This window comes from Vibrio sp. 10N.261.51.C6 (assembly GCF_041471785.1).
GTDB lineage: Bacteria > Pseudomonadota > Gammaproteobacteria > Enterobacterales > Vibrionaceae > Vibrio > Vibrio crassostreae_C.
Map to the genome: position 1 here is coordinate 1 of NZ_JBFRPB010000039.1, position 15,131 is coordinate 15,131.

A 15,131-nucleotide genomic window follows, 5' to 3' on the forward strand; every position below is an offset into this window, starting at 1 on the left:
GAGGCGGCATTATAGAGATGCCGCTCATATTGGCAAGCAATAAATGCGTTTTTTATTAAAAAAAGAGGTTAAGCGAAGACATTTCAACCAAGGGCTTATTTATACCACTTTCACCCCAAGTTTCAAACAAATTACCCACAACGACCTGTGGATAACCACTCTCCACTATCAAAAAAGTAAGATAAACGAGCCCTAGGGTTTAGATACTCTCGAACTTGTTCAGGTAATTTGCTTGGATGAACGGCATTAACGATTTTGATCTCTTTAATAAAGAGGTCAATGATCGGAGCTTGGGTTCTTGGCACGCTAGGATCATAGATAAGTACATTTGGATAAAGCATATGTTTAGCGTTAACGGATATCACAATCCCAATCGAGTCATTTGAAAGCTGTACTACAGTTCCTGGTGGATAGACTCCCATGAACTTAACTAACAGCCCCAAGTTATCTTGGCTATATAGATGCTTGCAGCTCTTATATAGGTGGGACAGTGCCAAATACGGGATCATTTGTTGAGATTGCGTTTTACCATGGCAAAGGTTATCAAATGCATTAGCCACGGCGACTATCTTGGCAAATTCATCAATCTCATGTTCTTTTAAGCCCTCGGGGTAGCCAGAACCATCATTCATCTCATGATGTTGAGCGATCACCTTTTTAGCACTTTCAGGAAAGTCATCAATTGCCGATACAATATCCGCACCGTATTTAGTATGAAGCTTCAGGTAGTTCTCTTCTGGCACCGTTAGTGCACTCTGCTTTCTTAGTATCGCGACTGGTATTTTGATCTTGCCTACATCGTGAAACAACGCTGCGAATGAGAGGTCTTTCAATTGCTGTGTGTTATAGCCTTTGGCCTTTCCTATCATCAGTGCAACAACCGAAACATTTAGAGTATGAAAGTAAATATCTTCGAAATCTGCTTTAGCATTCATAAGGTGCAAGGTGACGTTATCATCGCTCACTAGAGTTTCAACGATATCATCAACAAGAGCCTTAACCTCCCCTACCGCATCTAAAGGTCTGTTACGGATCTTGGTCATCACAGATCGCATTCGAGCAAGCGAACGTTCAAACTCTCTCTCACAATGACTCACCCTGCGGCGGTAAGAGCTAAGGGTTTCGATACGCTCATGCTTATCTTTCCACATTCTTTCCGTTTCAAGGCTTACCTGTGAATCAATATCGACTTCTTGTTCACCTACGTGATTAACAGGTAAAGGTGAGGTATCACTTTGACTCAGGTTTATATAGACGTGCTTAATCCCAAGATGTCGAATTACTTTTACTTGAGCGTCATCTTTGATTTTAAAGCTGTTGAATAAAAATGGGTGTTCATTCCATTTTACGGGGAGTCGTATATGCAGACCGGGCTGAATGCGATCTACGGTAATCTTTATGCTGCCCATTTTTATATATAATATTGATGATTAATCTCTATTTATAATTCTAATAAAACCAAGCAGCAATTTCACTATCCAATTTCACAGGCTCAACTTAAAGAGTCGCAGTGCACCATCCAGCGTATACCGAATTTATCTTCTACTTTGCCAAATCGAGCCCCCCAAAAAGTATCTGCGAGTGGAGTCATTATCCGCCCTCCCTTCTTGAGCTTTTCAAAGATTTGTTCTTGAGTCGCGGTATCTTCAGTCACAAGAGAGAGAGCGAGATTGTTGCCTTCAAGTTCTTTTGCCTTAACACCATCAGACATCATCAGCTTCATACCAAACGCTTCGAACTCAGCATGCATAACCCAATCAGGTTGAGCGCCCTCGATTACCTGTGGTGCATCACTAAAAAGCTGCTTAGATAAAACCACACCACCAAAACACTTGTGATAAAAATCCAACGCTTCATTACAACGACCATCAAAAAACAAGTAAGGGGTTACTGTCAGCATATCTATCTCCTCTGTTAGTCCTTTAAACATAGACAATAGAAAAGAGAATGACAGGTAACATCATGATTTAAGATAATTAATTCATTATCAGATCGAATAGCGAAGGGAAATTATGAGATTTAGGAGTGAAACATCAAGATCTGTCTGATTGAAGAGCAACTGCAACGACACGCCGGATTTCAAATTCACATACGTCCAAAACATAGAAAGGTCGCTATAAAAGCGACCTTTCTATGTTTGGTACCGATAGGCGGACTGATTGGACAGGCATTCTTGCCGCCACCGTGAAGGCAATGCTTCCTATACCCCAGATACAACAAAGCCCCGATTTTCATCTAGGCTTTGTCATTTAAATATGGTGCCGGTAGGTGACTTGACTGGGCTTGCATCCAAGCCGACACGCTGGATTTAAAATTCACAAACGCCCAAAACGACGAAAGGTCGCTATAAAAGCGACCTTTCTATGTTTGGTACCGGTAGGCGGACTGATTGGACAGGCATTCCTGCCGCCACCGCGAAGGCAACGCTTCCTATATCCCAGATACAACAAAGCCCCGACTTTCGTCGAGGCTTTGTCATTTAAATATGGTACCGGTAGGCGGACTTGAACCGCCACGCCCGAAGGCAACGGATTTTGAATCCGTCGTGTATACCAATTTCACCATACCGGCATTATCTTGGGGCATTGCCCTTTCGATGTTTGGCATTATACGTATGCGAACTGATGTGGCAAGTATAAAAACTTGAATTCATGTGTGTTTGCCGATAATTTCGCCACTAAGTCATAAGCTGTGCGTCATGTCTCTTTTCAGGCTAAGCCTTAAACTATATTCTGACGCCTCAATTTTTAAAGAAGTAATAACACATGACATCAACAAATACTCTGCCACCAGCAGGAGTCATGCGCCGATTTGGTGCCTTGTTCTACGACGCTCTGATCGTAATCGCTATTGAAATGTTGGCGGCTGGCGTCATTGTCGCTCTACTGCACGCGCTCATGGCTCTCGGCATTTTTAACCACAGCGGTTATGCCGATGTTAGTGACTTCTTAACCAACCATCCGATTTGGAGCCCTGCATATACCTTTTACTTAGTCGCCGTTTGGGTATATTTCTTCGTGTTCTTCTGGACTAGAGCTGGTCAAACTCTCGGCATGAGAGCTTGGAAGCTGCGCGTTCAAAACAAAGATGGCTCAGCGATCACAGTAACTCAGGCGCTGATTCGTTTAGGTACTTCAGGTTTTGGACTGGCAAACCTATGTGTTCCATTCGATCCTGAAAAACGTGGCTTTCACGATATCTGGGCAAAGACCGAAGTCGTTGTGTTACCACAAGCACGATAATGTGATTTAAGTTAGCTCCAATCAAGATCAAAAAAGGAAGGCGTTATGCCTTCCTTTTTACTATTTACAGTTTCCGCCTCAAGAGCATGATGGCAATTCCAAGGAACACCACGCTCGGGGCTATTGCGCCAAAGGCGGGTGGTATTTGATAAACCAAACTCACTGGGCCAAAGAACTCACTGGATATATAGAAGGTAAAGCCAGCAATAACACCTGACAAAATCCTCGCACCCATGGTCACACTACGCAAAGGACCAAAGATAAACGACAGTGCCATCAACATCATAACCGCGATCGAAATTGGCTGGGTTATCTTTCTCCACAGCGCCAATTCATAGCGTGATGCATCTTGCTCTGACGCCTTCAGATAAGAAACATAATCATACAACCCACTTAACGATAGCTCTTCTGGTTTAACCGTTACTATCGCCAACTTATCTGGAGCTAATGACGTTTCCCAAGAGTAAGTCGGTAAACTTTCTTTAGTAATTTGAAGTTCGTTTTCAAAAGACGTGATCTCTACATCCTTCATCGTCCACACGTTGTCTCCAACGTAATCAACTTCGTCAGAATAAATAGCGGTTTTAAGTGCCTTGTTTTCATCAAAGCGCCACATGTTCATTCCATATAGCTTCTGGTCATCGATTTTGACAATGAAGATGAAGTCATTGGCATCACGAGCCCAGACACCACTTTGCGTCGAAATAATATTACCACCAGCAATCGAGATAGTTCTTAAATCACGAGCCATTTTCTGCGCTTGCGGTGCTCCCCATTGACCAAGCAATGTCACCACGATCATCAGTGGAATAGCTGTTTTAAGTACTGATAGGCCGATATCTAACTTAGAGAAACCAGCTGCCTGCATAACGACAAGCTCAGAACTTGCAGCAAGCATACCAAGCCCTATCAATGCGCCAAGCAATGCAGCCATTGGAAAGAACATTTCGATATCACGAGGGATACTCAATAAAACGAAATACAGCGCTTGTAATAGATCGTATGTACCACGGCCAACTTTTCTTAGCTGTTCTACATATTTGATGATCCCAGAGAGACCAACAAACGTCACCAATACCAGTGACGTCGTTGCGATGATGGTTCTGCCTATATATAAATCGAGAATCTTAAACACGGCTTAAGCCAACCTCTTATTCTTGAATTTTTCTTTCAAACGCCTTACTGGCACGCTATCCATAAAGTTGGCACCAATCGCGACAAATAACAATAACGCATTGATTGGCCACATGCCGATTACCGCAGGAATGCTCCCCTCTTCGATTGAAGACTTGGTTGCACTGATTGCTAAGAAATAGGTGAGATAAATCAGTATTGCTGGGCCGATTTTCGCAAAACGACCTTGTCGAGGGTTTACCGCAGACAGTGGCACGACAAGCATGGTCAACAATGGAATACAAAGTACCAAAGAAATACGCCACTGCAACTCTGCTTTCGCACTATTATTTGAGTTACCAATCAGTTCAAGCGTAGGGATCGCTTCCCAGTCTCGACCTTTCTTCTCAACTTCACGCTGACCAATCAGGCCTTCGTATTCTTCAAAGTGCGTCACCCTGTAGTCGAGGCGAGTCGGAATGCCTTCATGACGAGTACCATCGTACATTACGATCACTTGGCGACCATCACTGAGCTCTTTTACATCACCTGACTTCGAGAACATCACACTTGGCAGTACAGAATCACGCGGACGCATTTGAGCTACGAACACGTTTTCTAACTTATTACCGTCGATATCATCAATAAACACGACAGAAGAGCCATCCGGCGTACCTTCAAACTTACCTTTTGGTAGCAAATCAACGCTGTTCTCTGCAGCTACTTCTTCATACATTTGTTCAACTTTGTCTTGTGACCAAGGAGATAACCAAAATGAGTTAAAGGCTGCAACAGATGCCGTAATTAAAGCGAGGTAAAGCGCAGATTGGATCAGGAATTTATTACCGATACCGGTGGCGTTCATGACCACTATTTCACTTTCAGCGTAAAGGCGGCCAAAAGTAAGCAAAATACCAATATAGATACTGAGTGGAAGCATCAATAGGCCCATCGCTGGCATATTTAAGCCAACAATCGACAATATAAGACTCGCAGGGATATCACCATCAGAGGCATCCGCTAAAACACTGATGAATTTTTGGCTGAGAAACACGAGAAAGAGAACAAAAAAGATCGCAAATTGGCTCTTGATTGTCTCGCGGATCAAATATCTAACAATAATCACGCTCAAATTACCTATACAAAACTTGTTTTTTTGATTGAATCACTATAATTTCCCGTTGAACCTTTTATTTTTTTAAATTTTTAGCTAAGTGTTAGCGTTCTTCTTTAAGGTTAGTTCCATTATAGGATCCAACAAGTAAGAACCCATTATCTAACATTTAGTTCGATTTGTCTTCAGGATGTAGGAGTACGCATGGAGTTCAGTGTAAAAAGTGGCAGCCCAGAGAAACAGCGCAGCGCATGTATCGTTGTCGGTGTATTCGAACCGCGCCGCCTTTCTCCAGTAGCCGAGCAATTAGATAAGATTAGCGATGGCTACATTAGTTCACTGCTTCGTCGCGGTGATCTAGAGGGTAAACCTGGCCAGATGCTACTACTGCATCAAGTACCTGGTGTACTTTCAGAACGTGTTCTACTGGTAGGCTGTGGTAAAGAACGTGAGCTAGGCGAGCGTCAATACAAAGAAATTATCCAAAAAACCATCAGTACACTAAACGAAACAGGTTCTATGGAAGCTGTATGTTTCCTTACAGAACTTCACGTTAAAGGTCGCGACACTTATTGGAAAGTTCGCCAAGCGGTAGAAGCGACTAAAGATGGTCTTTACACATTTGACCAATTCAAGAGCAACAAGCCAGAGACTCGTCGCCCACTACGTAAATTGGTATTCAATGTACCAACACGTCGCGAATTGAGCCTTGGTGAGAAAGCTATTTCTCATGGCCTTGCTATTGCTTCAGGTGTGAAAGCATCGAAAGATCTAGGCAATATGCCACCGAACATCGCAAACCCTGCTTACCTTGCATCTCAAGCTCGTCGCCTAGCTGACGATTATGAAACTGTGAAGACTAAGATCATTGGCGAAGAAGAGATGGAAAAACTGGGTATGACATCATACCTAGCAGTTGGCCGTGGCTCTAAAAATGAATCGATGATGTCTATCATGGAATACAAAGGCGCTCCGGATCCAGATGCGAAGCCGATTGTATTAGTAGGTAAAGGTCTGACTTTCGATTCAGGCGGTATCTCGCTTAAGCCTGGTGAAGGCATGGATGAGATGAAGTACGACATGTGTGGTGCGGCGTCTGTATTCGGTACAATGAAAGCACTGGCTAAGCTGAACCTGCCTATTAACGTGGTTGGTATCCTAGCCGGTTGTGAAAACATGCCGGGCAGCAATGCTTACCGTCCAGGTGATATCCTAACGACAATGTCAGGCCAAACGGTTGAAGTACTCAACACTGATGCTGAAGGTCGCTTGGTTCTATGTGATGCTCTAACTTACGTTGAGCGTTTTGAACCTGACTGTGTTGTCGATGTTGCTACGCTAACTGGCGCATGTGTTATCGCTCTAGGTCACCACATCAGTGGCGTTCTATCGAACCACAACCCACTTTCTCACGAACTTGTTAATGCTTCAGAGCAAGCAAGTGACCGTGCATGGCGTCTACCAATGGCAGACGAGTACCATGAGCAGCTAAACAGCCCATTCGCTGATATGGCGAACATCGGTGGCCGTCCTGGCGGCACAATCACTGCTGGTTGTTTCCTGTCTAAATTCACTAAGAAGTACCACTGGGCACACATCGACAGTGCTGGTACAGCTTGGAAGTCAGGCGCAGCGAAAGGCTCGACAGGTCGTCCTGTCTCAATGCTAGTCCAATTCTTATTGAACCGCAGCGGCCAAGAGACTGAAGAGCAATCTTCAAAATAATAAAAAGGGCCTACGGGCCCTTTTTTAATAAGCGCTATTTGTTAGACCCTGTTAACCAAGTAACATTGATATCCACGATTTTCAGTTCGAGTATTAAGTATGCAGACTGCTACATTTTACATTGTGCCTTCAGACAGCCCGCAAGCCAGCGAAGATGGTTTTGCTCACTATGTGCTGTTTCTTGCTCAGCACTTTGCAAAACAAGGCGCTAAACTTTATCTCAACTGTAATGACAAAGAGCATGCCGAGCGTATTGCTGAAGTTTTCTGGCAAGTCGAACCCTGTGATTTTATTGCGCACAACTTGGTTGGCGAAGGCCCGAAGTATTCAACCAACATCGAAATTGGCTATCAAGGCGTAAAACATAATTGGAATCGTCAGCTCGTAATTAATCTGGCCGATAATCATACAACCTTTGCGAACGCCTTTGCTCAGGTGATAGACTTCGTCCCTTGCGAAGAAAAAGCTAAGCAACTCGCTCGAGAAAGGTATAAAATTTACCGTCAAGCTAGATATCAGCTACAAACTATCGAGATTCAACATCCATAGTCAAACCTCATAGTTAAAGCTATCTTTGGATTTAGATTCAAGAAGCTTCACTTATGAAGTTTGACCACGATTAACCATTCACAGTATCCGTTTAAGAGCACTATGGAAAAGACATACAACCCAACATCAATCGAACAAGCTCTGTATAAGACTTGGGAAGAGAAAGGCTACTTTAAGCCACACGGTGACACATCAAAAGAAGCTTACAGCATCATGATCCCGCCACCGAACGTCACTGGCAGCCTACACATGGGTCACGCGTTCCAAGATACGATCATGGATACGCTTATCCGTGCTCAACGTATGAAAGGCAAAAACACGCTTTGGCAAGTGGGTACTGACCACGCTGGTATCGCAACTCAAATGGTTGTTGAGCGTAAGATTGCTGCCGAAGAAGGCAAAACAAAACACGACTACGGCCGTGAAGCTTTCATCGACAAGATCTGGGAATGGAAAGGCGAATCAGGTGGCACGATCACTCAACAACTTCGTCGTCTTGGTGCATCTGTAGATTGGGATCGTGAACGATTCACTATGGATGACGGCCTATCGGCTGCGACTCAAGAAGTGTTTGTTCGTCTATACGAAGAAGACCTAATCTACCGTGGTAAACGTCTAGTAAACTGGGATCCTAAACTGCACACTGCAATCTCGGATCTTGAAGTTGAAAACAAAGACAAAAAAGGTTTCATGTGGCACTTCCGCTACCCGCTAGCGAACGGTGTTAAAACGGCAGATGGTAAAGACTACATCGTTGTTGCGACTACTCGTCCTGAAACCATGCTTGGCGATACTGGTGTTGCTGTTAACCCAGAAGATCCTCGTTACAAAGATCTTATCGGCAAAGAAATCCTACTTCCTGTTGTAAACCGTCTTATCCCTATCGTAGGCGATGAGCACGCAGACATGGAAAAAGGCACGGGTTGTGTGAAGATCACTCCAGCTCATGACTTTAACGATTACGAAGTGGGTAAGCGCAACAACCTACCGATGATCAACATCCTAACGTTCAATGCTGATATCCGTGATGCTGCTGAAGTCTTCACGACTAACGGCGAAGAAAGCGATGTTTACTCAACAGGTATCCCTGCTAAGTACCAAGGTATGGAGCGTTTTGCTGCACGTAAAGCTATCGTTGCTGAATTCGATGAGCTTGGTCTTCTTGAAGAGATCAAAGATCACGACCTGACTGTCCCTTACGGCGACCGTGGTGGCGTGGTTATCGAACCAATGCTGACTGACCAATGGTACGTGCGCACAGCACCTCTTGCAGAACCTGCCGTTAAAGCGGTTGAAGATGGTCAAATCCAATTCGTACCTAAGCAGTACGAAAACATGTACTTCGCGTGGATGCGTGACGTGCAAGACTGGTGTATCTCTCGTCAACTTTGGTGGGGCCACCGTATCCCAGCATGGTACGACAACGATGGTAAAGTTTACGTAGGTCGCACTGAAGAAGAAGTTCGTGAAAAGAACAACCTAGCGCCTGTTGTTGTGCTTAAGCAAGACGACGACGTACTGGATACTTGGTTCTCTTCTGCACTTTGGACGTTCGGCACACAAGGCTGGCCTGAAGATACTGAAGCACTGAAAACATTCCACCCATCTGAAGTACTAGTATCTGGTTTTGATATTATCTTCTTCTGGGTTGCTCGTATGATCATGATGACCATGCACTTCGTGAAAGACGAAGATGGCAAGGCTCAAGTACCTTTCAAAACTGTTTACATGACGGGTCTTATCCGTGATGAAAACGGCGACAAGATGTCTAAGTCGAAAGGTAACGTACTTGACCCAATCGACATGATTGATGGCATCGGCCTTGAAGAGCTAGTAGAAAAGCGTTGTGGCAACATGATGCAACCTAAACTGGCTGCTAAGATCGAAAAAGCGACACGTAAGACTTTCGAAAACGGTATCGAACCCTACGGTACTGACGCACTGCGTTTCACTCTTGCTGCTATGGCTTCAACTGGCCGTGACATCAACTGGGACATGAAGCGTCTTGAAGGTTACCGTAACTTCTGTAACAAGCTATGGAACGCAAGCCGTTACGTACTAATGAACACAGAAGAGCACGACTGTGGCATGTCACTGTCTGTAGAAGACCGTGCAAACATGGAATTCTCTCTAGCCGATAAGTGGATTGAGTCTCAGTTTGAAGTTGCAGCGAAAGAGTTTAATGCTCACCTAGACAACTACCGTCTAGACATGGCAGCAAACACGCTTTACGAATTCATCTGGAACCAATTCTGTGACTGGTACTTAGAGCTAACTAAACCTGTTCTTTGGAAAGGTACTGAAGCTCAACAACAAGCGACTCGTTACACGCTTATCACGGTTCTTGAGAAGACTCTGCGTCTTGCTCACCCTGTTCTTCCTTACATCACTGAATCTATCTGGCAGAGCGTTAAGCCGCTAGTAGATGGTGTTGAAGGCGACACTATCATGACTCAAGCGCTTCCTCAGTTTAACGAAGAGAACTTCAACGCTGAGATCGTAGAAGATATCGAATGGGTTAAGACTTTCATCACTGCTATCCGTAACCTACGTGCGGAATACGACATTGCACCAAGCCAAGGCTTAGAAGTAATGATCAAGGTTGCTGATGAGAAAGATGCCGCTCGTATCGAAGCGAACAAGATCGTTCTTACTTCTCTAGCTAAGCTAGACGATATTAAAGTTCTAGCTGATGGTGAAGAGACTCCTGCTTGTGCAACTAAACTGGTTGGCAAATCTGAGTTGATGATCCCAATGGCGGGTCTTATCGACAAAGATGCAGAGCTTGCTCGTCTAGATAAAGAAGTCGCTAAGACTCACGGCGAGATTAAACGTATCGAAGGTAAGCTAGGTAACGAAGGTTTCGTTGCTAAAGCACCAGAAGCAGTTATCGCGAAAGAGCGAGAAAAGCTTGAAGGCTACAAGGAAACTCTTGTTAAGCTTGAAGAGCAAAAAGCGACAATCGCTGCGCTTTAAAACCGAGTGAACGAGAAGGCTTCAAACTTCTCGGTCTAAATAGAAAGGTTGGTCTTGGTGACCAGCCTTTTTTTATGTCCCTGATTCCAATATTCCAATGCTTCTCACTCTAGCCGCACTGATTGATAGGTTTCATCTATCAAATTAATCTCTACTTCCTATTATACTTAATGATAATAATTCTCAATAATAGACCTATCAAAACAACACAACGACTGAGTAATTATCATGAAAAAGACACTAACCTTTGCTGCATTACATTTTACTATCGCATTTAGTGTCGCTTATGTACTAACAGGCGACATCTTAATTGGTAGCTTAATCGCTATGATTGAGCCCTCTGTGAATACTGTTGCCTTCTATTTTCATGAAAAGGCGTGGGCTCAAGTTCCAGCTCTTAAAGCTCGCCAGTGGATGACCAAATTAAAAACAGCAAGCTTTGCTACCATCCACTTTAGTGTTGCCTTTACCGTTGTCTACTTGTTGACTGGAGATGCTTTCATAGGCGGCGTGATGGCTTTGCTAGAGCCAACTTTAAATACCGTTGCTTACTACTTCCACGAGAAAGTCTGGTTACGTAAATCAGGCGACCAAATGGCACAACAACAATTCTGTTTGCACCAACATGCTTAGTCACCATATATTGGGTCACATATTTAGTGACCCTTTCATAGGCAGATCATGGAACAAATTGCTGAGTTCACCCTTAGACCCATTACACCGCAAGACAACCCAAGCATCGCACAAATCATTCGCCAAGTTTCAGCTGAGCATGGACTCACAGAAGATAAAGGTTATGGCGTAGCCGACCCAACACTCGATGATATGTACTCTGTCTATAGCCAAGCGAATGCAATGTACTGGGTTATCGAACACAACGGAAAGATCGTCGGAGGCGGTGGCTTTGCCCCTCTAGCAGGTAAACCCAATGTGTGTGAGCTACAAAAGATGTACTTCTTACCGCAAACTAGAGGGCATGGCCTAGCCAAGCGAATTGTCGCTTTGAGCTTAAAGCAAGCCAAGCAACTTGGGTATCAACACATGTATTTAGAAACGACGAAGTGCTTGGGTGCTGCGGTCAAACTCTATGAGAAGCTTGGGTTTGAGCATCTTGAGTCAGCTTGGGGAGAAACAGGCCACGACGCTTGTGAGGTTGTCATGGCCAAGTCGTTATAAGCAGAATGCGCCGCTATAGCGAAAGAAGATAACGCTAAAATATACGGAGTTAACGTAGAAAGTTACTGACGCAAGAAGTTGGGTTCAAGGCAACAAAAGAACTCTCTTCTTGCCCATCAAGTACCACTTCTAATGGGTATAGATACTTGGGGTTAGGATTCTCAATATCAAAAATGATAGGAGCTTCGACCTGGAACACGACGCCAGTATGTTCAGCGCGTACATCAATCGGCATCACGAGAGTCATACCATTAAACTTGATGGATGCCGATACTAACCCCGCCTTTAGCGTTTGATAGATAACATCCACTTTAAACTCACAGCCACCACCGTGGTGCCAGATCTGCTCTGTGACAACTTGCTCTAGCTTGACGTTTCGAACGAACTGCAGGTATGGCGCTTGCCAAATCCCGATGCGTGAATCAGATTTAGCGATAGCCTGTGAAGATACAGAGTCATCCATGTCTTCTTCAAGCAATAGGCTCTCCTCTTCTTCAAGGAAAAGGATCTCGAAACGGTTTCGGCCGGACTGCATATAAGGACGGATATCTTTACGGTATTCAGCTTGGCTACCATCACAATCAAAAACAGCCACACCATTAAGTCGAACTTCAGCAAAATAATCGACTCCAGCCATCACTAACTCAACAAATGGACACGCTAACATAGCGTCATCCACTTCGATGTCGTGCATCAGGTGCCACTCTTGCTCTGCAATTTGACTTTCACTCAAGCTATCAGGGAGCTTTGAGCTTAACGGAGCCGGAAAGGTGATGTCATCTTGTGGGATAGAGAGATCCGTCAGTGGCGAAATTTGCCAAAGACCATCGAGAAGCAACCGCATATCATTCCTTGAGCTAGATCAATTTTGACCGCATTATAATGAATGAATGCATATAAAGACATTTATTTTTCTGAGGGTAAAAAAATGCCAGCTCGAGGCTGGCATTTTTTAAAATTGGGAAAGAATTACTCTTCGCCTTCATCATCTTCGTCTGGGTAGATAGCATCTTCACCTTCGTAGTAAGTGCCCCAACCGTCGTAGATAATGTCAAACTTCTCTGCAAGGTTTACAAGCTTCTCAACTTGCTCATCAATCGCTTCTGCATTCAGAGTACATTGCATCGTTGCATCACAACAAAGTAGCTTATTGCCATCTTCGTCTTCTGTCTCTTCAGCTTCAAGCACTTCAAAGCCCATTTTGAATGCTTCAACAACCGCTTTCTCAAGCACATCGAAATCTTCAGCAAATAGGTGATGCTCGATATCGTATAGAGCTTCAGGATCGCTACCATCTTCAATTAATGCTGTAATGATGTCGCGAGTCTCTTCCTTTTGAAATTCAATTAATTCCGCTACTGATAGATATTCATCTTCGTGAGACATGTGTCTGCTCCAGAGTGTTGACTATGAAAAGATCAAATTTGATTGTCACGAAATATGGCACGGATCGTCCAGAAAAGCCACCCAGATCAGGCCTAGAAAGGTAAGTTTATCGCGAGATCGCAGCGCCAATATCAATTCAAAAGTGAAATCAAAATCACAGAAACAAATTTTCAACATTTTATTAACTGCGCCGTGTTTTAGCATTTCGTTTTTGTGGCCACTTTAGGGCTTATTGAATAAAACTTGCGTGATTAGTCACGTTAGGTGCATACGCTAAACCGCTTTTGGGGTGCATAAATCCTCAGCTTGTTATCAAAAAGTGCATAATAGTGAATAAAAAATCACGATTAATAAGCAAAATTCAATTCTAACAAGCCACGAATTGAGCATAGATCCTCAAAAACGTTGTTCCGTTCGATAGCCAGTTAGTTGGAATTTAATCTGTATAAACTTAAAAATCACAGGTTTTATGACCAATTATCACCCAAACACCTTGTATTAACTCAATCTACAAAACTTGCATATTACGGACAAGCTTGTCATAAATAGACGCTGGATTAATAGTAAGGATGCAAAATGAGTAAGCTGTACGTTGGCTCCGAAGTCGGTCAATTGAGACGAGTTCTCCTAAATAGACCTGAAAGAGCACTCACCCACCTCACCCCTTCAAACTGTCATGATCTTCTATTTGATGATGTACTTGCCGTTGAAGCCGCTGGTGAAGAACATGATGCCTTTGCAGAAACGCTGCGCAGCCAAGACGTAGAAGTACTACTGCTGCATGACCTGCTAGTAGAAACGCTTGCCGTATCTCAGGCTCGTGAGTGGTTGCTGAATACTCAAATCTCAGATTTCCGTTATGGGCCGACTTTCGCCCGTGACTTAAGAAACTACCTTGCTCAAATGGATAATGAGCATCTAGCAACGATCTTACTCGGTGGCTTGGCCTACTCTGAGCTTCCTATCAAATCATCATCGATGCTGCCTAAAATGCATCGACCACTCGATTTCGTTATCGAGCCACTGCCTAACCACCTATTTACGCGAGATACTTCTTGCTGGGTTTACGGTGGTGTATCGCTTAACCCAATGATGAAGCCTGCACGTCAACGTGAAACGAACCACCTGCGTGCTATCTACCGCTGGCACCCAGTGTTCGCAGGCCAAGATTTCATTAAGTACTTTGGTGACGAAGACCTTCACTACGACAACGCTAACATTGAAGGCGGTGACGTACTGGTTATCGGTAAAGGTGCGGTACTGGTTGGTATTTCAGAGCGTACGAAACCACAAGGTGTCGAAAACCTAGCGGCTAGCCTATTTAGATCAGGCCAAGCGAGCGAAGTGATTGCGATCGATCTACCAAAACACCGCTCTTGTATGCACCTTGATACGGTGATGACACACATGGATATCGACACGTTCTCTGTCTATCCAGAGATCGTTCGTAAAGACCTCGACACTTGGCGCTTAACGCCAAAAGAAAACGGCGAAATGCGTGTCGAGAAAGCTGAAAACTACCTGTCAGCGATTGAAGGCGCACTAGGCCTTGATCAACTGAAGATCATCACTACCGGCGGTGATAACTACGAAGCTGAGCGTGAACAGTGGAATGACGCTAACAACGTACTGACAGTGAAACCAGGTACCGTGATTGGTTATGAACGTAATGTTTACACCAATGAGAAATACGACAAAGCGGGTATCGAAGTTCTAACGATTCCTGGCAACGAGCTAGGCCGTGGTCGTGGCGGCGCGCGCTGTATGAGTTGCCCTATCGAAAGAGATGGTATCTAAGTCAAAGAGCTCAGTTAAACAGACTCAATAATCTTATCTAGGCCAGTATTCAT

The 15,131-nt window shown here is 44.1% G+C and carries 13 protein-coding genes and 1 tRNA gene; 7 read left to right on the forward strand and 7 right to left on the reverse strand.

Annotated elements, in window-relative coordinates; all coding sequences use genetic code 11:
- Positions 1 to 131: 131 nt before the first annotated feature.
- The 3 genes from AB4375_RS10700 to AB4375_RS10710 form a co-directional block, all read right to left on the reverse strand.
- The gene (locus AB4375_RS10700) at positions 132 to 1,409 is read right to left on the reverse strand and encodes an HD-GYP domain-containing protein (RefSeq protein WP_372051554.1); all 1,278 of its coding nucleotides are present in this window, start codon (positions 1,407 to 1,409) and stop codon (positions 132 to 134) included.
- Positions 1,410 to 1,492: 83 nt separating this feature from the next.
- A complete protein-coding gene (locus tag AB4375_RS10705; RefSeq protein ID WP_017055297.1) occupies positions 1,493 to 1,900 on the reverse strand; it encodes a VOC family protein in 408 nt (135 codons plus the stop codon).
- 586 nt (positions 1,901 to 2,486) lie between these two features.
- Positions 2,487 to 2,571, reverse strand: a tRNA-Leu gene (locus AB4375_RS10710).
- A gap of 194 nt (positions 2,572 to 2,765) precedes the next feature.
- On the opposite strand from AB4375_RS10710, the gene AB4375_RS10715 reads away from it, so the two are divergent.
- Positions 2,766 to 3,242 carry an RDD family protein gene (locus AB4375_RS10715; protein WP_017058939.1) on the forward strand — a complete coding sequence of 159 codons (477 nt, stop codon included), beginning with the start codon at positions 2,766 to 2,768 and terminating at the stop codon, positions 3,240 to 3,242.
- Between the two features lie 64 nt (positions 3,243 to 3,306).
- Here AB4375_RS10715 and lptG read toward each other — a convergent pair whose 3' ends face one another.
- Together lptG and lptF are read right to left on the reverse strand one after the other, a co-directional pair.
- Positions 3,307 to 4,377: an LPS export ABC transporter permease LptG gene (lptG, locus tag AB4375_RS10720; protein WP_017058938.1), complete on the reverse strand. Its 1,071-nt coding sequence runs from the start codon at positions 4,375 to 4,377 to the stop codon at positions 3,307 to 3,309.
- Positions 4,378 to 4,380: 3 nt separating this feature from the next.
- Positions 4,381 to 5,481 (reverse strand): LPS export ABC transporter permease LptF, encoded by a 1,101-nt coding sequence (gene lptF / locus AB4375_RS10725; protein WP_017058937.1) that lies wholly within the window; start codon positions 5,479 to 5,481, stop codon positions 4,381 to 4,383.
- Between the two features lie 192 nt (positions 5,482 to 5,673).
- Here lptF and pepA point away from each other — a divergent pair, with 192 nt between their 5' ends.
- From pepA to AB4375_RS10750, 5 genes are all read left to right on the forward strand, one after another.
- On the forward strand, positions 5,674 to 7,194 hold the full coding sequence (gene pepA, locus AB4375_RS10730) for a leucyl aminopeptidase (protein ID WP_017058936.1): 1,521 nt from the start codon (positions 5,674 to 5,676) through the stop codon (positions 7,192 to 7,194).
- Positions 7,195 to 7,293: 99 nt separating this feature from the next.
- Positions 7,294 to 7,743 (forward strand): DNA polymerase III subunit chi, encoded by a 450-nt coding sequence (locus AB4375_RS10735; protein ID WP_017066664.1) that lies wholly within the window; start codon positions 7,294 to 7,296, stop codon positions 7,741 to 7,743.
- 102 nt (positions 7,744 to 7,845) lie between these two features.
- Positions 7,846 to 10,719, forward strand: a complete 2,874-nt coding sequence (locus AB4375_RS10740) for a valine--tRNA ligase (protein ID WP_372051557.1) — start codon at positions 7,846 to 7,848, stop codon at positions 10,717 to 10,719.
- A gap of 228 nt (positions 10,720 to 10,947) precedes the next feature.
- Positions 10,948 to 11,352, forward strand: a complete 405-nt coding sequence (locus AB4375_RS10745) for a DUF2061 domain-containing protein (RefSeq protein WP_017058933.1) — start codon at positions 10,948 to 10,950, stop codon at positions 11,350 to 11,352.
- 48 nt (positions 11,353 to 11,400) lie between these two features.
- Complete coding sequence (locus AB4375_RS10750; protein ID WP_017066666.1) at positions 11,401 to 11,895, forward strand: GNAT family N-acetyltransferase; 495 nt, start codon at positions 11,401 to 11,403, stop codon at positions 11,893 to 11,895.
- 49 nt (positions 11,896 to 11,944) lie between these two features.
- Here the strand turns inward: AB4375_RS10750 and AB4375_RS10755 are convergent, their stop codons facing one another.
- Together AB4375_RS10755 and rraB are read right to left on the reverse strand one after the other, a co-directional pair.
- Positions 11,945 to 12,739, reverse strand: a complete 795-nt coding sequence (locus AB4375_RS10755) for a glycosyl hydrolase 2 galactose-binding domain-containing protein (protein WP_017058931.1) — start codon at positions 12,737 to 12,739, stop codon at positions 11,945 to 11,947.
- Positions 12,740 to 12,864: 125 nt separating this feature from the next.
- The gene (gene rraB / locus AB4375_RS10760; protein ID WP_017058930.1) at positions 12,865 to 13,281 is read right to left on the reverse strand and encodes a ribonuclease E inhibitor RraB; all 417 of its coding nucleotides are present in this window, start codon (positions 13,279 to 13,281) and stop codon (positions 12,865 to 12,867) included.
- A gap of 576 nt (positions 13,282 to 13,857) precedes the next feature.
- On the opposite strand from rraB, the gene arcA reads away from it, so the two are divergent.
- Entirely contained in the window at positions 13,858 to 15,078 is a 1,221-nt protein-coding gene (gene arcA / locus AB4375_RS10765) for an arginine deiminase (RefSeq protein WP_017069412.1), read from the forward strand.
- Positions 15,079 to 15,131: the final 53 nt, after the last annotated feature.

Coding starts and splice junctions, on each gene's coding strand:
- AB4375_RS10700 (WP_372051554.1), bottom strand. CDS start 1,409: ATGGGCAGCATAAAGATTACCGTAGATCGCATTCAGCCCGGTCTGCAT.
- AB4375_RS10705 (WP_017055297.1), bottom strand. CDS start 1,900: ATGCTGACAGTAACCCCTTACTTGTTTTTTGATGGTCGTTGTAATGAA.
- AB4375_RS10715 (WP_017058939.1), top strand. CDS start 2,766: ATGACATCAACAAATACTCTGCCACCAGCAGGAGTCATGCGCCGATTT.
- pepA (WP_017058936.1), top strand. CDS start 5,674: ATGGAGTTCAGTGTAAAAAGTGGCAGCCCAGAGAAACAGCGCAGCGCA.
- AB4375_RS10735 (WP_017066664.1), top strand. CDS start 7,294: ATGCAGACTGCTACATTTTACATTGTGCCTTCAGACAGCCCGCAAGCC.
- AB4375_RS10740 (WP_372051557.1), top strand. CDS start 7,846: ATGGAAAAGACATACAACCCAACATCAATCGAACAAGCTCTGTATAAG.
- AB4375_RS10745 (WP_017058933.1), top strand. CDS start 10,948: ATGAAAAAGACACTAACCTTTGCTGCATTACATTTTACTATCGCATTT.
- AB4375_RS10750 (WP_017066666.1), top strand. CDS start 11,401: ATGGAACAAATTGCTGAGTTCACCCTTAGACCCATTACACCGCAAGAC.
- AB4375_RS10755 (WP_017058931.1), bottom strand. CDS start 12,739: ATGCGGTTGCTTCTCGATGGTCTTTGGCAAATTTCGCCACTGACGGAT.
- rraB (WP_017058930.1), bottom strand. CDS start 13,281: ATGTCTCACGAAGATGAATATCTATCAGTAGCGGAATTAATTGAATTT.
- arcA (WP_017069412.1), top strand. CDS start 13,858: ATGAGTAAGCTGTACGTTGGCTCCGAAGTCGGTCAATTGAGACGAGTT.